Origin of the sequence: Actinopolymorpha singaporensis (genome assembly GCF_900104745.1) — a bacterium.
GTDB classification, from domain to species: domain Bacteria; phylum Actinomycetota; class Actinomycetes; order Propionibacteriales; family Actinopolymorphaceae; genus Actinopolymorpha; species Actinopolymorpha singaporensis.
Genome location: NZ_LT629732.1, coordinates 264,332 through 283,482, shown reverse-complemented (window position 1 = coordinate 283,482; position 19,151 = coordinate 264,332). Strand labels below are relative to the sequence as shown.

Sequence of the window (19,151 nt, the reverse complement as noted above, 5' to 3'; positions counted from 1 at the left end):
GAGGTGGGGCGAACCGTGCTCGAACCTACCGGTAGTCGCCGACAGTGCCGATCCGTGTGCCACATCGTGGTCGGGTCGTCACCGGCGCAGCGGATCGTACGCGGTCAGGTCGAGTTCCGGGCGTTCGCCGACCGCGAGCGCGGCGGCGACCGCGCCGGTGTAGGGGCCCGCGGTCAGCCCGGTGGCGCCGAGGCCGGTGGCGAGCACCAGACCCTCGATCCCGGGAACGCACCCGAGCAACGGCAGTCCGTCCTCGCTGGTGGGCCGGAACCCGACCCGGGTCTCCAGCACCCGCGCGTCGGCGAGGCCGGGTGCGACCGTCAGCGCGGCGTTCAGCACCTCGTGCAGGCCGGCGGCGGTGACCCGGTGGTCGTACCCCGAACCCGTCTCGCGAGTCGCACCGACCACCACCCGGCCGCCCGGAAACGCCAGCAGGTAGTGGCCGCCGGGAGGCTGGACGACCGGCCACGCGGACGTCTCGGCGCCGGTCAGCGACAGGTGGACGATCTGGCCCTTCTGCGGTGCCAAGGCGAGCTTGACGCCCGCGGGTTCGAGGAGTTCGCCGCACCAGGCGCCGGCGGCGACCACCACCGCGTCGGAGCCGATGATCGTGCCGGTCTCGCCGTCGCCGCCGTTCTCGCTCGCGCCGCTGTCCAGGTGTACGCCGCCGACGCGTCCGTCGACCAGCAGCAACCGGGCCGACCCGGTCACCAGCCGGACTCCACGACGGGCGCCCGCGCGGGTCAGCGCGCCGCGCATCCGGGCGCCGTCGACCCGCCCGCCGCCGCTCACGTGAACCGCCGCCAGGTCCGGGTGCAGCGGCGGGAACAACCTGCGAACCTCCGCGGGGGTGAGCCGGGTGACCGTTCCCACCTGGGGGATCCGGGCGGCGCGTTCGCGAGTGAGTTCGTACGCCGCGGCCAGGTTGTCCTCGTCGGCGTCGACCTGCACGCCACCGACCGCTTCGTAGCCGGTGTCGGGTTCGCCGGCGTCGGCCAGCCGGGCCAGGAGCTCGGGGTAGTAGCAGGCGCCGGCGACGTAGAGCCGGAAGGCGTCGGGGTCGGCGGTCGAACGAGACAACCAGGGGGCGACGATTCCGGCGCCGGCGTCGGTGGCCCGGCCGGGGTCCCCCCGGTCGACCAGGACGACCTCGACGTCGCGTTCGGCCAGGTGGTACGCCGCGCTCGCTCCGACGATGCCCCCGCCGATCACCACCACCCGCATGAGAATTCACTTTGGCACAGGGGTCCGCGCTTATCCCCGGCTTGGCGAACCTGGCTGGGTTCGGCCACGCTGACCGGCCGGTCGGCCCGCACCGAGCGGCCGGTGGGCCCGGAACCGGCCGGATCGGGCCCGGGTGACCGTCCCGCCGGGCCGGGCCGGTCGTCCCGAGGAGTCGCCGATCAGCCGAAGTCGCGTTCGAGCCGGACCTTCGCCTCCCGCTCCAGCAGGACCACCTTGCGGTCGACCCCGCCGCCGAAACCGACCAGCTTGCCGTTGGCGCCCACCACGCGGTGGCAGGGCACGACGATGGCGATGGGATTCTGCCCGTTCGCCGCCCCGACCGCGCGGGAGGCGGTGGGCGAGCCGATCCGCCTGGCCAGCTCGCCGTAGGTCTCGGTCTCGGCGTACGGGATCTCCCTCAGCGCCGCCCACACCCGGCGCTGGAACGCCGTACCACCGGGGTCCAGCGGCAGGTCGAACTCGGTGCGTTCGCCGGCGAAGTAGGCGTCGAGCTGCTCGACCGCGGCGGTCAGCACGGGGTCGTCGTTCAGGTCGCCCCGGTCCAGCGGAGCGTCGCCGGTGAAGTGCAGCTGGGTCAGGTGGGTGCCGTTCGAGCGGAGGGTGAGCGCGCCGACGGGGGAGCCGATCGTGCAGGTGTGGGTCGTGGTGGCGCTGGTCTGCGAGGTCATGCGGCTCGTCCTTCCGTACGTGTGGCCGTACGTGTGGCCGTACGTGTGGCCGTGCGGGTGGCCGCCGGCACGACGGTCCACAGGTGCTGTGCGGCGTAGCTGCGAAGGGGCCGCCACCGGTCGGCGACGGCGGCGATCTCAGCGGGCCGGTCGGGTACGCCGAGGGCGACCAGCGAGCGGCGGATGCCGAGGTCGGTGCCGGGGAACGCGTCCGGGTCGCCGAGCCCGCGCAGCGCGACGTACGCGGCGGTCCAGGGCCCCACCCCGGGCAGCGCCAGAAGCCCGGCCTCCACCTCGGCCCGGTCCGCGCCGGGCGCGAGGTCGAGGGAGCCGCCGGCGACCGCGCCGGCCAGCGCGGTGACGGTGCGGGTCCGGGCCGCCGGCATCGGCAGGGTGCCCGCCTCGGCAAGAGCGGCGGGGGCGGGGAAGCTGTGGGTCAGTGTGCCGACGGGGTGGGGCAGCGGATCGGCGTACGCCGCGACCATCCGGCCGACGACCGTACGTGCCGCGGAGACCGACACCTGCTGGCCGACGACCGCGCGGACGGCGGTCTCGAACGCGTCCACGCTGCCCGGCACCCGCAGGCCCGGGCGGGCGCGGACCAGCGGGCCGATCAGCGGGTCGTCGCCGAGCGCGTCGGTGATGCCGGCCGGGTCGGCGTCCAGGTGCAGCAGCCGCCGGCACCGGGCTGCGGCAGGCCCGAGGTCGCGCAGGTCGTCCAGGTGGAGCTCGCAGCGGACGTAACCGTCGGCGGGCGTGAGCGCCAGAACTCCCGCGCCGTGGTGCAGGCGGACCGCCCGGCGGTAGGTGGTGCCGTCGAGTTCCTCCAGCCCGGGGACCAGGCGGTCGGCGAGGTAACGCCAGCCGGACTCGGCGTCGTACGGCGGCCGGTAGGGGAGCCGCAGGGTGACCGCGCCGTTGGTGGGCACCTGTCGCCGGCCGGCGCGGCGGACCTCCCCGGGCGTGGCCGCGAACACCGCGCGGATCGTGTCGTTGAACTGGCGTACGCTGCCGAACCCCGCGGCGAACGCGACGTCGGTGATCGGCAGGTCGGTCGTCTCCAGCAGCAGCCGGGCGGTGTGTGCGCGGCGGGCGCGGGCCAGCGCGAGCGGGCCGGCGCCGAGCTCGGCGGACAACAGCCGGCCGAGGTGGCGGGTGGTGTAGCCGAGCCGGGCGGCCAGACCCGCGACCCCTTCGCGTTCGACCAGCCCGTCGTCGACCAGCCGCATGGCCCGGGCGGCCACGTCGGCCCGCAGGTCCCACTCCGGCGAACCCGGCACGGCGTCGGGGCGGCACCGCCGGCAGGCGCGGAACCCCGCGTCCTGGGCGGCCGCGGCGGTCGGGAAGAACCGCGCGTTCCGCCGCCTCGGGGTGGTAGCGGGACAACTCGGCCGGCAGTAGATCCCGGTGGAGGTGACCGCGATGTAGATCCAGCCGTCGAAGCGGGGATCACGTGACTCCACGGCTCGGTAGCACTGCTCGAAGGACGGCATCACGAGTACGACACTTACACGGATCCCCGGCTCGGGCTAGCGGGAATCGGACCTGAGCGTACCGGGCGTGTCAACGGTGACACCGCGTCACGACCGCCGCCGGATGACGGTCCGAGCTCGGCTGGCGGGTGAGCCGTTCAGCCGGTGGTAGAACGGGCTGTCCGCGGTGAGCCCGTCCCGGGTGACGCGCCTGCCGGTGAACGCCGAGGCGTAGATGCCGGTGACGCTCTCCAGCGTGCGCCGCAGCCCGGCACCGGTGGCGGCCGGACGGCGGCCGTCGCGCAGGCTCGCGAACAACTCGCCGAACTGCGCCTGGTGGCCGCTCGGCACCTCCTCACCGCTGGGCGGCCACGGCGGCGCGTCCTGCTCGAACCCCGGTGCCGGCGTGTAGGTCCAGGAGTCCAGCCGGTGCCCGTACAGATGCGACAACTCCAGCGTGGCGCCGGCGAAGTCGAAGCGGAGGTAGCTTTCCTCGCGCGGTGACAAGACGCTGTTGACAATGCTGGCGACGGCGCCGTTGGCGAACGTCAGATGCGCGAACGACACGTCCTCGGTCTCCACGTCACGGGCCAGCCGCGGTGCCTGTGCGCTGATGCGTCGAACTCCGCGAGCGTCAGGCACGGCGGCCGCGTGCGCGCCCGGCGGAGTGCACAGGTGCACCAGGTCGGGCTGTTCGGCCGCGAGCAGGTCCCCCAGCGAGGGGTACCGGCCGGGAATCTCCCACTGGGAGGTGAACGCCGCCAGCCGCCCGGCGTCGAGGTCGGTGGCGGCCACGATCTCCACCTGGTCGGCATACGCGCGCAGTGCACGGGCGTGGGTACCCGCGATGCCGCCCGTTCCGACGATGGCCGCACGTCGTCGCCGCATCAGGTCTCCTGCCCTACGTGGGGTTTGCCCGGTCGAGGTTTGCCCGGTCGAGGTTTGCCCGGTCGAGGTCTGCCCGGTGAGGGTCCGCCCAGCGGTCGTTCGGCACCAGCGGATACCAGTCCGGCCGGCCCGGGTCGCGGTCGTACGGGTAGTCGCCGAGCTCGCGGTACAGCTCGGCGTAGCGTTCCAGCCGGTCGCGATCGAGGGTGACGCCGAGTCCCGGCCCGTCCGGCACGGCGATCGAGCCGCCGGCGTACGCCAGCTTCCCTCCGGCCAGCACGTCGTCGGTGAGGTGGTGGTAGTGCGCGTCCGCGGCCAGCGTCAGCGCGGGGAGTACGGCTCCGAGGTGCAGCATCGTCGCCAGCTGGATGCCGAGCTCGCCGGAGGAGTGCACGGCCACCGACTGCTGGAAGGTCTCGCACACGTTCGCCGCCTTCACGCAGGCCCGGATCCCGCCCCAGAACGTCGTGTCCAGCAGGATCGTGTCGACCGCGGGGTCGCGCAGGTTGGTGGCGAGCTGCTCGGGGTTGACCACGACGGTGTTGGTGGCCAGCGGGATGCGCACCGCCTCGCGTACGCGGCGCATGCCGGAAAGGCCCCAGGTCGGGTCCTCGTAGTAGTCGTTGTCGAGGTCCTCGATCGCCCGGCCGAACCGGATCGCGTCCTCCACCGACAGCGCGCAGTTGGGGTCGTGGCGGAACCGGTCGCCGGGCAGCGCAGCGGCCAGCGCGCGGTAACACTCCAGCTCGTACGCCGGTGGGTAGACGCCACCCTTCAGCTTGTGGGTGGTGAAACCGTGCGCAGCCTTCAGCGCAAGGGCGTGCTCGACCAGCTGGTCCGGCGTACGCACCTCGCCGGTCCCGCTCGCGGCGTCGGCGTACCGGAAGAACAGGTAACTCGCGAACGGCACCCGGTCACGAACCCTGCCGCCGAGCAGGTTGTACACCGGAGTGCCGAGCGCCTTGCCCACGATGTCCAGGCACGCGAACTCGATCGCCGCCAGCAGCTGGGCGCGGTTGTTGTAGAGGGACGCGGTGGGATTGGCGATCTTGAACCGAAGCTCCTCCAGCGCGAACGGGTCGTGCCCGAGGAGGTAGGGCCGCAACCCCGCGAACGCCAGCGCGGCGCCCTGTCCGCCGCCGCCCATCTCGCCCAGGCCGGTGATGCCCTCGTCGGTGTCCACCTCGACGATCGTGCGGACGAACCGTCCCCAGTGCGCGCCGTTGGAGTGCCGCAGCGGCGCCTCCAGCGGAACGGTCACGGTGGTGGCACGCAGGTCGGTGATCCTCATGGCTACTTCTCCGGGAGGACGACGGGGGCCATGGCCAGCAGGCCGCCGTCGACGCGGTAGTCGGCGCCGGTGACGAACGACGACCGGTCGCCGGCGAGGAACGCCACCAGTTCGGCCACCTCGGCCGGCTTGGCGATCCGGCCGATCGGGTGGCTGCGGCCCCAGTCGGCGAGCACGTCCTCGGCGTCCCGGTCGCCGCGGAACAGGTCGGCCGACCAGCGCAGCATCGGGGTGTCGACCGAGCCGGGGCAGACCGCGTTGACCCGGATGCCGTCGCGGGCGTGGTCGACGGCCATCGCCCGCGTCAGCGCGAGGATGCCGCCCTTGGACGCCGCGTAGGCGGCCACCCGGTCCTGGGTGACGTAGGCCTGCACCGACGCGACGTTCACGATCGCCCCGCCGCCACGGGCTCGCAGGTGGGGTACGGCGAACCTGGCGGTGAGGTACATCGCCTTGAGGTTGACCGCGAGCACCTCGTCCCACAGCTCCTCCGAGGTCTCCTCGACGGTGCCGTACCGCTGCACGCCGGCGGAGTTGACCAGGACGTCGATCCCGCCGTGCCGCTCGGCCGCCTCGTCGACGTACCTCCGGACCTCCTCGGCGCGGGTCAGGTCGGCGACCACCGCGCTGACCTCGCCCGGCGTCCCGGTGAGCTCCTCGCGCAGCGCGCGGACGTGGTCCTCGACGTTCGTGGCGACGACCACCGTGGCGCCTTCGGCGGCGAGGAGTTCGGTCACCGCCCGGCCGATGCCCGAGCCGCCGCCCGCGACCAGGGCCACCTTGCCCGTGAACTCACCCATGCCCGTCCTCCCGCCGTCGACCCTGATCCCGCAGGGTGGCCGAGGGCCGACCCTGCGGACCGACCCTAACCGCGCGCGGACGGACGGAACGGGTGCGACGGGGCCCGCGAGTTCAGTCCGGCCAGGTCCGGACGTGTTCTGGTCGTACGCCGAGACCGACGAACCGGCTCATCGGCCGCCGCAGCACCGGCGCCAGCCAGCCCGGTACGGGTGCCGACATGGAGGCGTTCGGGTCCGCGCGCAGGGCACGGTTGAGCCCGAGCGTCTGCACCGCCCGCTGGAACGCCTGGGTGACGGCGGTCGGCACCTGCCGGCGGCGCTGGACGGCGGCCAGTGCCCGGTCGGGCACCGGAGCGCCGGACCGCTGGGACTCCCGCAACGACGGGACGAGCAGGTTCGCGGCCGCCACGGCGTCCTGGACGGCGAGGTTGATGCCCACCCCGGCCACGGGCGACATCGCGTGCGCGGCGTCACCGATCGCCAGCATGCCGGGCCGGTACCACCGCCGCAGCCGGTCCATCCGGACCTCGAGCACGCTGGTGTCGTCGAAGCTCGTCAGCTCTCCCACCCGGTCGGCGAGGAACGGCGCCGTGCCCGCCACGCCGCGGCGCAGCGCCTCGATTCCCTGGGCGTGCAGGTCGTCGAACCCGTCCTTGCGGATGAGGTAGGCGATCTGCCAGTACGTCCGCCTGGGGATGGTGACCACCGCCCGGCCGGGGCCGAACCGGAACGTCAGCGCCTGCGCGGCGGAGTCGCCCTCCGCCCAGGGCAGCCGGAACCACACGACATCCATCGGCGCGCCGAACGTGCGGGACTTCAGGCCCGCCGCCCGCCGCAGCGTGGAGTGCCGGCCGTCGGCGGCCACCGTGAGGGCCGCGCGCAGGGTGTAGTCGGCACCGTGGTCGCCGCTGCGGTCGCGGACCCGTACGCCGACCACCCGGCCGTGCTCGACCACCAGGTCGTACGCCTCGGCCTCACGGCGCAGCTCGAACTCCGGACAGGCCGAGGCCGCTGCCGCCAGGAGTTCCAGGAAGTCCCACTGCGGCACCAACGCGATGTAGGGGTGCCGGACCCGCAGGTGGCGAAGGTCCAGGATGTCGACCCGGCGGCCGGCGCTCTCGAACCCGGCCCGCACGACCTGTTGGTGCGGTATCCGGTCCAGCTGGTCGGCGAGGCAGAGTTCGTCGAGCACCTCCAGCGTGGACGGGTGCACGGTGTCGCCCCGGAAGTCGCGGAGGAAGTCGGCGTGCTTCTCCAGCACCGTCACCCGGATGCCAGCCCTGGCCAGCAACAGTCCCAGCATCACCCCGGCGGGCCCGCCACCGGCGACGCAGACAGTGGGATCCTGCATGGTCGGTCCGCTCGTGCTCTCTCGAGGTCTCGTCAGTCGTCGCGGTTCTGCTCGTCCCACGGACGGAAACCGCTGTCGGCGGTGTGGTCCCAGTCGAGGCCGCCCCGGGTGCTGCGCACAGCCCCGATGATCATCGACAGGATCATCAGGCAGACGAGTCCGGTGACGACTATCGCCACGACCACTTTCCAGTCCATGCTGTCCCCGATCGCCGCCGGTGCTGATCGCCGGTTCTCGACAGAAACGATGCCAGCAATGCGATGACTGTGCAGGACGTTACCAAAAGGCATCCCTCGGAGACAGATCGAACACACGCCGAGGGTGAACGCTTCACGACTCCTGCACACTGTCAATACCCTGTTGCAAGAAGTCCTCGCCGGTGTTCGACTCGTACGACGTGGGTGGCCGTTGCGTATCCGTGCGATGCGTATCCATGCGACGCGGTGGTGGCGAGCCCGTCGGCTCGCCGCCACCCGCGTTCGCCGAGGAACCGCTACTACTGCTTGACGAACAGCTTGGTGAAGTCGGGCCCGCCGCTGAACGGGTCGAGGACGACACCGCCGAGCTTGGAGCCGAACAGGAAGTTCGTCTTGCCGTAGTCGACCGGGATGACCGGCGCGTACTTCTGCATCATCATCTTGTCGAGCTTGGGCCACTCCGCCGCCTGTTCCTTGACCGGCAGTGCGGAGATGCGGTCGATCTCTGCGTTGACGTCCTTCGCGTCGAGGAACGACTTGTTCGGCGCGGAGTTCGGGTTGAGCGCGATGAGCCGTCCGTCGAAGATGGCCGGGAACACCGTGGTGCCCGACGGCCAGTCGAGGCACCAGCCCAGCGGCCTGATGTTGATCTTGGACTTCGGGTTCTCGAACTCCGCCCGCACCTGGTCGCGCGGCATCGGGATCGCGGTGGTCCTGAACCCGGCCGCCTTCAGCTTCTGCGCCCGGACGGCCGATACCTGCGCGGAGATGTCGTTGTCGTTGGAGTACGCCCACACGACGTCGAAGCCGAGCTTGCCCGCCTTCTCCAGCATCTGCCTGGCCTTGGCGGGGTTGCCGTCACCCTTGCCGCCGTTGCCGAACAGGTCGTACTTGACGAAGCCCGGCGTGACCCTCGGCAGGATGGTGGTGGCGGGACTGTAGGTGAACGGGTTGTCGCCGCCGGCCTTGTGCAGCGAGTCGAACGGCCACGCGGTGATCAGTGCCCGGCGCACCTCGAGCGGGATCCGCCTGGTGTCGAGGTAGATGAAGTCGGTGCAGGTGCCGTCACCGGTCATCATCCGCTTCTCCGGCTCCTTGCCCTGGATCTTCGGCAGGAGCGAGGAGTCGACACCGTCGTAGGTGATCGCGGTCTGGTCCGGGCCGTTGTCGGCGATCAGTTGCTCCTGCAGCTTGATGGGGTTCTGGCTGTACTTGAAGTCGTAGGAGTCGGCGTACTGGTGCCGTTCCGGGTCCGTCTTCGGGTCCCACTGGTCGTTCTTGACAAGAACGAGCCGCTTGCCCTTCTGGTAGGAGGAGAACTTGTACGGGCCGGTGGCCAGCGGGTGGTTGCCGTAGGCGTCCTTGGTGTCCTTGGCCTGCGGAATCGGCGTGAAGACGGGGAACGTCGTGTAGTACGGCAGGTCAGGGAAGGGCTTGGCCATCTTCATCACGACCGTCTTGTCGTCGGGCGTCTCCACCCCGGCGTAGTCCAGTCCACCGCCCTTCGCCTTGGACTTGAACGGACCCTTGTACGTCGTGCCGTCCAGGAAGTAGCTCTGCTGGTACGTCGGGCCGCCGGGAAGCTCCTCGGTGGCGAAGGACCGCTTCACCGAGTAGGCGAGGTCCTGCGCGGTCACCGGCGAGCCGTCCTCGTACTTCAGCCCGTCCTTGAGGTGGAACGTCCACCGGGTGTAGTCCGCGTTGTGCTCACCCAGGTCGGTGGCCAGGTCGGGGACCAGGTAGTACTTCCCGTCCGGGCGGAGTTCCAGCGCCGTGAGGGTCCGGGCGGTCAGGCGGAGCACCGAACCGGTGTCGATGTAGTACGAGCGCGTGGGGTCGAACGTCTCCGGCGCCGCGGCCGTCAGGATGGTGACCGTCCCGCCCTTCCGCGCGCCGGCCAGGTCCTTGGCCGGCCCCTTGGCGTTGGCGTCCTCCACCACCTGGAACCCGGCACCCTTCGGAGCCGCGGGCGACTCCTTCTGCTTCTGCTTGTCCTGCTGCGCTGCTCGCTGAGACGGAGACGCTCCGCCGCCACAGGCGGTCAGGCCCAGAGCGAGTGCCCCGGCGACCGCCACCAACCTCCTGTATCGCATGCCAACCCACTCCCTGCCCGCGGTCGCTGCCGAGCCGTCGCGGTCGCGGACGTCGCTCACCCGTCGATGTGGAGATGCCGATGCTGTAGGCCTTTTGACCAAGCCGGTTGGAACGATAGGGGCGCGCAGCCGATCAGCGGTCACGAATCGGGCACGCTTGTCCATCGATGTGATGGCGTACGCGGGGCCACTCGTGGGCGGCAGCCTTCAAGCTGCGTGGGGAGAATGCCGCGTCGGGAGAAGCTGCGTTCAGAGAATGACGTCGGCGAGCTCGTCGGCGCGCGGCGGGTCCGCGCCCGGCCGGGTGCAGGTGAGCGCGGCAGCGGTGCCGGCTCGGGTGAGCAGTCCGCGCAGGGTGTCCTCCGGCAGCGTCGGCGGGTGTGGCTGCCGAAGTGCCGCGAGCAGGTCGTTGTCGTGCAGGCCCGCGAGCAGCGCGGCGCTGAACGCGTCGCCGGCACCCACCGCGTCCACGACCGGCACCACCGGGGCGGTCACGTCCACTCGCGGCTGTGCCGGGCCCATGGCGAACGCACCGTCCGCGCCGAGCGTCACCACCACCAGCGCGGGTCCGCGTTCACACCACCGGTGTACGACGTCGGCCGGAGCGGTGCCCGGATAGAGGTAGCCGAGGTCGTCCGCGCTGACCTTCACCAGGTGCGCGGAACCCAGCTGGGCCTCGACCCGGTCGCGGGCGGCGTCCCGGTCCGGTTGCAGGTGCGGCCGGACGTTGGGGTCGAGGCTGATCGTCACCGTGCCGCGGTCGTGTTCGCGGGCGAGCCGCTTCTCCAGTACGCCGGCCCCAGGCTCAAGGGCGAGGGCGAGCGAGCCGGTGTGCACAGCGGTCACCTCGTCGGGGAACGGGTCGGGCAGCTCCTGCGCGGTCCACTGCCAGTCGGCCGTCCCGTTGCAGTAGAACTCGAACCGCGGCGAGCCGTGCGGGTCCAGGAACACGAACGCGAGCGTGGTCGGCTCACTCGCGGTCACGGCGTACCGGGTCGACACGCCGTTGTCGGCGAGGTGGGCGCGCAGTTGGGCGCCGAAGGAGTCCTGCGACAGCCGGGCCAGCAGCGCTGTGGGCACGCCGAGCCGGGCGAGGCCGATCGCGACGTTGAACGGTGCGCCGCCGGGCTTGGCGCGGAAGACGCCCTGGTCGTCGCCCACCAGGTCGATGAGAGCCTCGCCGATGACCGTGATCACGTGTCGTCTCCTGCGGTTCGGGGGAGGGCCAGCATCTCGCACGGGGCCACGCCCGGCGAGCACCGGGCGGTCGGGTCGGCTCCCGGGCGAGGTGTGCGCGCGGCCGATGGCGGACCCGGCACGCGGGCACTCCTCGTCCCCGCTGTGTTCAGAGCCTAGGGTCGGGGGGATCGGCAGGCTCAGGACGGGGAGCCGCCGGCGCGGCGGAGGCCGGGCGGAAGGGACGAGGCGAACGGTGGTGAGCGACGTCGGCGCGACCGTACGCCGTCTCCTGCCGGTGATCGCCGTCGTCGGTTTGCTCGGCGTGCTGGTCGTGGTGGCCGCGATGTCCGGACCGGAGGTCACCGGGCTGCCGCTGCCAGGCCGCGGCCGGCGGGTGGTGACTCCGCCACCCGCGCCGGCGGCGGGACCGACCGCGGCACCGACACCGACGGTCAGCACGGCACCCCCGTCGGTGTCCGTTCCGGGATGGCTGGCCTGGGTGCCGGCCGTCTTCGGCGTACTCCTGCTGGCCGCCCTGCTCGTGCTGGTCGTCCACCTCGTCCGGCTCTACCTGCGGAACCGTCGTCCGCGCGACCGCGAGGACGTGGACGTTGCCCCGCTGCCGGTGGAGGTCCAGGACGAGGCCGGGCAGCGGTTGCGGGCGGCGGTGGACGCGGGCATCGAGGAACTGGACGACGACGGAACCGACCCGCGCCGGGCCGTGATCGCGTGCTGGCTGCGGCTGGAGGCGGCGGCCGCGGCCGCCGGCACGCCGCGGGCACCGGCCGACACTCCCGGTGACCTGGTGGCCAGGATGCTGGCCGCGCACCAGGTCAGCGCGCCGGTGCTGCGCGGGTGCGCGGACCTGTACCGGCAGGCGCGGTACGCACCGGGCGAGGTCGAGGAGTCGATGCGTACCCAGGCGCGCGAGGCGCTGGGCCGGCTGCGGACCGAACTCGCCGCGAGCGGGACCGCCGCACCGGCGCCTGAGTCCGCCGAAGAAGGCGTGGCCCGGTGAACGGGTGGGCGCGGCGGGTCCCGGGCGTGCTGCGTGGGCTCGCGGTGACGGCGGTGGCGGCCGGCGTGGCGTACGCCCTGCTCGTGCTGGTCTTCCACGCCCGGGTGCCGTACCCGCTGTGTTTCGCCGTGGTGCTCGTGGTCGTCCTCGGACGGCAGTTCACCCGCGCCTTCACCCCGCCGCCGGCCGGGCGGGCGCTGGTGCGCGAGGACACCTCCGCAACGGTGTACGGCGTACCGGACCGGCCGTTCGCCGACGTCCGCCGCTGGGAGGAGCGGCTGGACCTGATGCGCGGCGACCGCGACTATTACGAACGCGTCGTCCGGCCGGCGATCGCCGCGGTGGTCGACGAGCGGCTGCGCGTCGGACACGGTGTGACCCGGGACGAACAACCCGAACGCAGCCGGGAGTTGGTGGGCGCCCGGGTGTGGGACCTCCTCACCACCACCCAACCCCGCCGGCCGCCCTCGCCCGGAGAGCTGGCCGACGTAATCGCCGAGGTGGAGGACCTGTGAGCCAACCAGAGTTGCCGATTCCGACGGTCAGCGAGCGCTGTCAACAAGTACTTGACGCCGTGTCCGGTGTCGTGGTCGGCAAGCGGGCGGCCCTCGAACTCGTCCTCGCCGGCATCCTGGCCGGTGGGCACGTGCTGCTGGAAGACCTTCCAGGGTTGGGAAAAACCCTCACCGCCCGGACGTTCGCGCAGGCGCTGGGCGTGGAGTTCCGGCGCATCCAGTTCACTCCCGACCTGCTGCCGGCGGACGTGACCGGCTCCTCGCTGTACGACCAGCGCAGCCACGACTTCACGTTCCGGCGCGGCCCGGTGTTCACCAACCTGCTGCTGGCCGACGAGATCAACCGCACGCCGCCGAAGACCCAGGCCGCTCTGCTGGAGGCGATGCAGGAGCGGCAGGTCTCGGTCGAGGGCGACACCCACCTGCTGCCCACGCCGTTCCACGTGCTGGCCACCGCGAACCCGATCGAGTACGAGGGCACCTACCCGCTTCCCGAGGCGCAGCTGGACCGGTTCCTGCTGCGGGTGTCGTTCGGCTACCCCGAGTCGGAGGAGGAGTTCGACGTCCTGCGCCGACGGATGTCGCGCCGGCAGGAGGAGGCGCAGGTCGCCGCCGTGGTCGACCCGCCGACGCTGGTCGCCATGCAGCGTTCGCTGGAGGACGTCGCGGTCGAGGACTCCATCGGCCGGTACGTCGTCGAGGTGGTCCGAGCGACCCGGGCCGACCAGCGGGTGCTGGTGGGTGCCTCGCCGCGCGGTTCGCTGGCTTTGTTGCTGCTGGCCCGGGCGAAGGCGGTGCTCGCCGGCCGGGACTTCGTGGTGCCCGAGGACGTGAAGGACGTCGTCGTACCAGCCCTCGCGCATCGGATCACGCTGCGGCCGGAGATGTGGCTGCAGCGGATCGACCCGGCCCAGGTGGTGGCAGAGGCGTTGGCGACCGTGCCGGCGCCGGCGAGTGCGGCCCTGCCGACCTACACAGGCTGAACGGGACGACGTGCGGACTCGCCTTACGGATCGCCTGCCGGGCCACGTTCGGAACCGTCTCCGGCCGGCGGGTGGTGGCGCCTCCCCGGGCTGGTCGCCGACGCCGGCGCTGCGCCGGGCGCTGGTGGTCACGCTCGCGCTGCTCGTCGCCGCCGTGCTCACCGGCAGGGTGGACCTGGTGGTGCTCGCCACGCCGTTCGCGGTGGGTACGTCGGCGGCGCTGCTGCGCCGGCCGCGCGGGCTGCCCACGGTCCGGGTGGGCGCCGCCGAGGGCCAGGACCCGGCGGGCGGCTCGAACCCGGGCGGGGCCAACGACCTGGTGGAGGGCTCGGACCTGCACGTGCTGGTGGACGTCCGGGCTGCCGACGCCGCCTACGACGTCGCCCTGGTGCAACGCGAGCAGCCGCCGTGGCTGCGCGACCGTACCCGGGCTCGCACCCTCGCGGCCGCGGTGCCGGCCGACGCGGGCACGCGGTTCACCCTCACCGGACAACTGGCCCGCTGGGGCCGCTACGTCGTACCTCCCGTGCGGGTGCGCGCGGCGGCCTGTGACGCCCTGCTGACCTGCGCGCCGGTGACCTCGGACTCGGTTGCGATACGCGTGTTCCCCCGCACCGAGCCCTTCGCCGCCGACGAGGCGATGCCGAACGCCGCCGGCCTCGTGGGCGTACACCGGTCCCGGCGGTTCGGCGAGGGCGGCGAGCTCGCCGGCATCCGCCACTTCGCACCCGGTGACCGGCTGCGGCGGATCGACTGGCGGGCCTCGCTGCGTACCGGCGAACTCCACGTCGCGCAGACCCTGTCCGACCGGGACGCCGAACTCGTGCTGGTGCTCGACGTACTGCACGAGGCCGGCCGGTCGGAGGGCATCGACGGCGCGCCGAGCGTGCTCGACACGACGGTGCGCGCCGCGGCCGGGATCGCCCAGCACTACCTCGGCCGCGGAGACCGGGTGCGACTGCTGGAGTACGGCGGCCGCAACCGTGCCCTGCGCGTCGGCTCCGGCCGCCGGCACTTCGTCGCCGCGCTGGAGTGGCTGCTGGCGATCCGGGCGGGGGAGGGGCCGCACGATCCGGCGGCCGGCATCTTCGCCCGGCAGATCCTGCCGCAGCAGGCCCTGCTGGTGGTCCTCACGCCGTTGCTCGACCGGCGCAGCGTGGCGCTGCTGGCCCGGCTGGCCCGCAGCGGCCGGACGGTGCTCGCCGTCGACACGCTGCCCGACTCCGCCCGCCCCGACCGGGAGAACCCCTGGACGCCGGTGGCGTTCGGGCTGTGGCGGCTGGAGCGGCGCAACACCGTCGCCCAGCTGCTGGAACACGGGGTACCCACCGTCACCTGGGCCGGTGCCGGTTCTCTCGACCAGGCGCTGCGCGACGTGTCCCGGCGAGCGGCGGCACCGCGATGAGCTACGCCGGGATGCTGCGGGACGCGCTGTCCGGTGCCGGCGACGCAATCCGCCAGGTACGGCGGGGCGCCCTGCTGGTGCGGGCGGTGGTCGCGGTGACCGGATTCGTGGCGCTGGTGCTCGTCGTGCCCACGACAGTCCTCGGGCCGCTGTCGCTGTTGGTCTGCGCGGCACTGGCGTTGGTGCCCGCCGTACTCCCGGGAACGTGGACCGTGCTGGCCCTGGAACTCCTCGCCATGGCGGGCTGGCTGGTGCGCACGACGGCGTACGGCTCCTCGGGGTCCTGGTGGGCGCTGGTCGTACTGGCCGCCGCGGCGTACCTCCACCACACCGGCAGCGCGCTCGCGGCCGTCCTCCCGCTGGACGCGGTGGTCGCCGGGTCGGTGCTGCGCCGCTGGCTGGCACGGTCGGCGACGGTGATCGCCGGCACCGCGGTGGTCGCCGCCCTCGCCCTGGGGGTCGCGGGCCGTCTTCCGGTCGCGCCGACGGTGGCGGTCCCGGTGTTCGGCGTACTCCTCGCGCTGCTCGTGGTGGGTGTGGTCGCCTACGCCCGCGCACCGCGATCCGGTGAGTGACAGCGGGGCGTGCCTGATCCCACTGTGCGAAACCGCCGTGCGGGGCGTTGGCGCGACCTCGTAGCCTTTCGACTATGCGCGTTGGAGTAGTGGGTGCCACCGGCCAGGTCGGTGGAGTCATGCGGCAGTTGCTGGCCGAGGCGAGCTTCCCGGTCGAGGAGGTGCGCTTCTTCGCCTCCGCCCGGTCGGCGGGGCGGGCGCTCCCGTGGCTGGGCGGCGAGGTGATCGTGGAGGACGCCGAGACCGCGTCGTACGCCGGTCTGGACGTCGTGCTGTTCTCCGCCGGAGCCACCACGTCCAAGCAGCTGGCGCCGAAGGTCGCCGCCGACGGCGCGGTCGTGGTGGACAACTCCTCGGCCTGGCGGATGGACCCCGAGGTGCCGCTGGTCGTCTCCGAGGTCAACCCGCACGCCCTGGAGTCAATCCCGAAGGGCATCGTCGCCAACCCCAACTGCACCACGATGGCCGCCATGCCCGTTCTGTCGCCGCTGCACCAGGCGGCCGGGCTGCGCAGGCTCATCGTCAGCACCTACCAGGCGGTCTCCGGCGCGGGCGGCAGCGGCGTCACCGAGCTCGACGAGCAGGTACGCAAGACCGCCGGCAACGCCGCGGCTCTCACCTTCGACGGCGCCGCGGTCGACTTCCCGCCGCCGTCGCAGTTCGCCCAGCCGATCGCCTTCAACGTCCTGCCGCTGGCCGGCAGCATCGTCGACGACGGCAGCGACGAGACCGGCGAGGAACAGAAGCTGCGCAACGAGAGCCGGAAGATCCTGGACATCCCGGACCTGCCGGTCTCCGGCACCTGCGTCCGGGTCCCGGTGTTCACCGGCCACTCGCTGTCGATCAACGCCGAGTTCGAGCGCGAGCTGACCCCGGCCCGGGCGCTGGAGCTGCTCGCGGCGGCACCCGGTGTGGCGGTGGTCGACGTGCCCACCCCGCTGCTCGCCGCCGGTCAGGACCCGTCGTACGTCGGCCGGGTTCGCCGCGACCCCACGGTCGAGCACGGCCTGGCGCTGTTCGTCTCCAACGACAACCTGCGCAAGGGTGCCGCCCTCAACACCGTGCAGATCGCGGAGCTGCTGGCGGCCCGGGTCGGCTGAGCCCGCCCTCGCTCGGCTGGGTCGCGTTCGGCTGGGTCGCGTTCGGGTAGGTCCGCGTTCGGGTGGGTCCGCCCGGAAACGCCCGTCCTCCCTACGGGGTGACGGCTCACGTTCCGGGCGTGAGGATTCCGCTTCGGTGCGACGCTGGTGGGTGGCCGCACAGCCGTGCGGGCCACCACGGGGCCGGTCGAGGGGGAGACCGTGATCAGGCCGAGCAGTTTCGCCGTGGGCAGCCCCTGCTGGGTGGACGCGACGGTGCCCGACATGGAGGTGGCGCGCCGTTTCTACGGTTTGGTCTTCGGCTGGGCGTTCGCCGACCAGGGCCGCGACTACGGCCACTACACGATGTGCCTGCTGAACGACATTCCGGTGGCGGCGCTGATGCCGCCGCGGCCGGATGACGGCGCGCCACCGATGTGGAACGTCTACCTCGCCACCCCGGACGTCGACGCCGCGGCCCGGGTGGCCGGCCAGCACGACGGCAAGCTGATCGTTCAGCCGGTCGACATCGCCGACAGCGGGCGGATGGCGTTCGTGGCGGACCCGACCGGCGCGACCTTCGGCCTGTGGCAAGGGCGCGGCCACGTCGGCGCCGGGCTGTGGGGCGACCCCGGCGCGGTGACCTGGAACGAACTCGCCACCCCCGACGGCGCCGTCGCCGACGCCTTCTACCGGGCGGTGTTCGACTACGACGAACAGGCGCCCGCCGACTCCGGCGTCACCGTCTGGAAGGCGGGCGGGCACGAGGTGTGCAGCCGGCGGGAGACCACCGAGGTGGCGGCCCAGTGGATCACGTACTTCGCGGTCGCCGACACCGACGAGGCGGTCGGGAAGGTGCGCAGGCAGGGCGGCCGGGTCGAGCGCGAACCCTGGGACAGCCCGTACGGGCGGCTGGCGTGTGTGGCCGACCCGGCCGGGATCTCGTTCCGGCTGGCCGGTCCGGTGCCCGGAGCCTGAACCTCGGCGTCACCGGTTCGGGGTTGCGGCGGGCACCGAGTGGGTCCCGCCCGTCGCGGCCGCGCTCGTCGCGTCGGGCGACGGCAGAACCTGCACCAGTACGGCGGTGAGGACGACCGTCAGCGCCAACGCCACGCCGAGGGAGCGATGGCCGGTGAGGACCAGACCGACCGCGGCGCCGCCGAACACCAGCACCTTCACCGCGATCATCGCCGCGGTGTTCTGGAGCGTGGCGTTCGGCGCCGCGAACAGTCCCCACAACACCGCCGCGGCCAGGGGCACGCCGACGCCGAGGGCGACGCGCACCACCAGGGGGGCCGCACCGCGCGACGCCACGTAGCCGAGGGCGCCGAGCGCGCAGAGTTCCAGCGCGAAGACGGCGGCCAGGTTGACCCAGGCGACTGCCGTGGTGATGCCGTTCGTTGCGATGCCGCCGGCCATGGTGATCCTCGTCTTCTCGTACGAGTCCGGTCTCGGGTTCGAGCCCGATCTGGATGAGCGTCCAAACTGCGACGTGAGCGGCGCTCTCGCCTGAGAGCACTGTCCTCTTCCGGGCAGGCAATGTCAAGAGCGCCGCTCTCGGATGTGAACGCCGCTCCCGAATGTGGCAGACTCCTGCCGTGCCCTCGACCAGGACCAACACGACCAGTACCACCGGGACCAGGACCACCGAGACTACGACCACCGCGCCAGGGGTCAGGTCCACTCCGCGCGAGCGTGCCCGGGCCGCGTTCACCCGCGACATCCTGGACATCGCTCGCCGGCAGATCGCCGAGTCCGGCGCCGCTGCTCTTTCCATGCGGGCAGTCGCCCGCGAGCTCGAGGTCGCGTCCTCGGCGCTCTACCGCTACTTCCCGAGCCGCGACGCGCTGCTGACGGCGTTGATCATCGACGCCTACTCCGCGCTTGCCGACCGGGCACAAGCAGCCCACGCGCGGGTTCCTGCGGACGACTTCCTCGGCCGCTGGCAGGCCGTGTGCCATGCCGTCCGTGACTGGGCCCGCGACAGTCCGCACGAGTACGCCCTGGTCTACGGGTCGCCCGTGCCCGGCTACGCCGCGCCGCAGGAGACGACCGAGGCGGCCGGAAGGTTTCCGTACCTCCTGCTCGGCGTGGTCCGGGACGCCTGGGCGGCCGGCGCTCTCGGCGAGCCGGCCGATGCGGAGACCCCGGCGCTGTCCGCGCAGATGGCCGAGCAGGCCAGGTACCTCGCCACGGCGACCGGGCTGGAGGATCTGCCGGACGTGGTGCTGGTGCGCGCCGTGATCGCCTGGACGCAGGTCTTCGGCGCGGTGAGCCTCGAACTCTTCGGCCATCTCGTGGGCGGATTCGCCGACAATGCGCCGTTCTTCGCCACTTCGGTCGACCTGATGGCCCACGCCGTGGGGCTGCGGGCCCGGACATAATGGCCGGT

General features: G+C 72.6%; 19 protein-coding genes. 8 read left to right on the top strand and 11 right to left on the bottom strand.

Features of this window, described 5'->3' with window-relative positions:
- Window positions 1–78 precede the first annotated feature (78 nt).
- The 10 genes from BLU27_RS01320 to BLU27_RS01280 form a co-directional block, all read right to left on the bottom strand.
- Window positions 79–1,224 (bottom strand): NAD(P)/FAD-dependent oxidoreductase, encoded by a 1,146-nt coding sequence (locus tag BLU27_RS01320; RefSeq protein ID WP_092649794.1) that lies wholly within the window; start codon window positions 1,222–1,224, stop codon window positions 79–81.
- A gap of 179 nt (window positions 1,225–1,403) precedes the next feature.
- Window positions 1,404–1,913: a methylated-DNA--[protein]-cysteine S-methyltransferase gene (locus BLU27_RS01315; RefSeq protein ID WP_092649792.1), complete on the bottom strand. Its 510-nt coding sequence runs from the start codon at window positions 1,911–1,913 to the stop codon at window positions 1,404–1,406.
- Window positions 1,910–3,406 (bottom strand): DNA-3-methyladenine glycosylase 2, encoded by a 1,497-nt coding sequence (locus BLU27_RS01310; protein ID WP_277869270.1) that lies wholly within the window; start codon window positions 3,404–3,406, stop codon window positions 1,910–1,912. Before BLU27_RS01310 ends, BLU27_RS01315 begins: the two co-directional genes overlap by 4 nt.
- Window positions 3,407–3,493: 87 nt before the next feature.
- Entirely contained in the window at window positions 3,494–4,273 is a 780-nt protein-coding gene (locus BLU27_RS01305) for a Gfo/Idh/MocA family oxidoreductase (protein ID WP_092649788.1), read from the bottom strand.
- 13 nt (window positions 4,274–4,286) lie between these two features.
- On the bottom strand, window positions 4,287–5,564 hold the full coding sequence (locus tag BLU27_RS01300; RefSeq protein WP_092649786.1) for an enolase C-terminal domain-like protein: 1,278 nt from the start codon (window positions 5,562–5,564) through the stop codon (window positions 4,287–4,289).
- 2 nt (window positions 5,565–5,566) lie between these two features.
- On the bottom strand, window positions 5,567–6,364 hold the full coding sequence (locus tag BLU27_RS01295; RefSeq protein WP_092649784.1) for an SDR family NAD(P)-dependent oxidoreductase: 798 nt from the start codon (window positions 6,362–6,364) through the stop codon (window positions 5,567–5,569).
- 112 nt (window positions 6,365–6,476) lie between these two features.
- The gene (locus BLU27_RS01290; protein WP_092649782.1) at window positions 6,477–7,715 is read right to left on the bottom strand and encodes an FAD-dependent oxidoreductase; all 1,239 of its coding nucleotides are present in this window, start codon (window positions 7,713–7,715) and stop codon (window positions 6,477–6,479) included.
- Window positions 7,716–7,747: 32 nt separating this feature from the next.
- Window positions 7,748–7,912: a hypothetical protein gene (locus BLU27_RS29460; RefSeq protein ID WP_172804843.1), complete on the bottom strand. Its 165-nt coding sequence runs from the start codon at window positions 7,910–7,912 to the stop codon at window positions 7,748–7,750.
- A gap of 299 nt (window positions 7,913–8,211) precedes the next feature.
- Window positions 8,212–10,005: an ABC transporter substrate-binding protein gene (locus BLU27_RS01285; RefSeq protein ID WP_157728142.1), complete on the bottom strand. Its 1,794-nt coding sequence runs from the start codon at window positions 10,003–10,005 to the stop codon at window positions 8,212–8,214.
- Window positions 10,006–10,254: 249 nt separating this feature from the next.
- Window positions 10,255–11,202 (bottom strand): carbohydrate kinase family protein, encoded by a 948-nt coding sequence (locus BLU27_RS01280; RefSeq protein ID WP_092649778.1) that lies wholly within the window; start codon window positions 11,200–11,202, stop codon window positions 10,255–10,257.
- A gap of 238 nt (window positions 11,203–11,440) precedes the next feature.
- On the opposite strand from BLU27_RS01280, the gene BLU27_RS01275 reads away from it, so the two are divergent.
- The 7 genes from BLU27_RS01275 (at window position 11,441) to BLU27_RS01245 (ending at window position 17,737) form a co-directional block, all read left to right on the top strand.
- The gene (locus BLU27_RS01275) at window positions 11,441–12,202 is read left to right on the top strand and encodes a DUF4129 domain-containing protein (RefSeq protein ID WP_157728141.1); all 762 of its coding nucleotides are present in this window, start codon (window positions 11,441–11,443) and stop codon (window positions 12,200–12,202) included.
- Window positions 12,199–12,717, top strand: a complete 519-nt coding sequence (locus tag BLU27_RS01270; protein WP_092649776.1) for a hypothetical protein — start codon at window positions 12,199–12,201, stop codon at window positions 12,715–12,717. The genes BLU27_RS01275 and BLU27_RS01270 overlap by 4 nt, the downstream gene beginning before the upstream one ends.
- Window positions 12,714–13,700: an AAA family ATPase gene (locus BLU27_RS01265; protein ID WP_092649774.1), complete on the top strand. Its 987-nt coding sequence runs from the start codon at window positions 12,714–12,716 to the stop codon at window positions 13,698–13,700. The genes BLU27_RS01270 and BLU27_RS01265 overlap by 4 nt, the downstream gene beginning before the upstream one ends.
- Window positions 13,701–13,710: 10 nt before the next feature.
- Complete coding sequence (locus BLU27_RS01260; protein WP_241827717.1) at window positions 13,711–15,105, top strand: DUF58 domain-containing protein; 1,395 nt, start codon at window positions 13,711–13,713, stop codon at window positions 15,103–15,105.
- On the top strand, window positions 15,102–15,680 hold the full coding sequence (locus BLU27_RS01255; RefSeq protein WP_092649772.1) for a hypothetical protein: 579 nt from the start codon (window positions 15,102–15,104) through the stop codon (window positions 15,678–15,680). The genes BLU27_RS01260 and BLU27_RS01255 overlap by 4 nt, the downstream gene beginning before the upstream one ends.
- A gap of 74 nt (window positions 15,681–15,754) precedes the next feature.
- Entirely contained in the window at window positions 15,755–16,780 is a 1,026-nt protein-coding gene (locus BLU27_RS01250) for an aspartate-semialdehyde dehydrogenase (RefSeq protein ID WP_092649770.1), read from the top strand.
- 165 nt (window positions 16,781–16,945) lie between these two features.
- Entirely contained in the window at window positions 16,946–17,737 is a 792-nt protein-coding gene (locus BLU27_RS01245; RefSeq protein WP_157728140.1) for a VOC family protein, read from the top strand.
- A gap of 9 nt (window positions 17,738–17,746) precedes the next feature.
- Here BLU27_RS01245 and BLU27_RS01240 read toward each other — a convergent pair whose 3' ends face one another.
- Window positions 17,747–18,178 carry a YrdB family protein gene (locus tag BLU27_RS01240; RefSeq protein WP_092649766.1) on the bottom strand — a complete coding sequence of 144 codons (432 nt, stop codon included), beginning with the start codon at window positions 18,176–18,178 and terminating at the stop codon, window positions 17,747–17,749.
- Window positions 18,179–18,357: 179 nt separating this feature from the next.
- On the opposite strand from BLU27_RS01240, the gene BLU27_RS01235 reads away from it, so the two are divergent.
- Window positions 18,358–19,143 carry a TetR/AcrR family transcriptional regulator gene (locus BLU27_RS01235; RefSeq protein WP_241827716.1) on the top strand — a complete coding sequence of 262 codons (786 nt, stop codon included), beginning with the start codon at window positions 18,358–18,360 and terminating at the stop codon, window positions 19,141–19,143.
- Window positions 19,144–19,151: the final 8 nt, after the last annotated feature.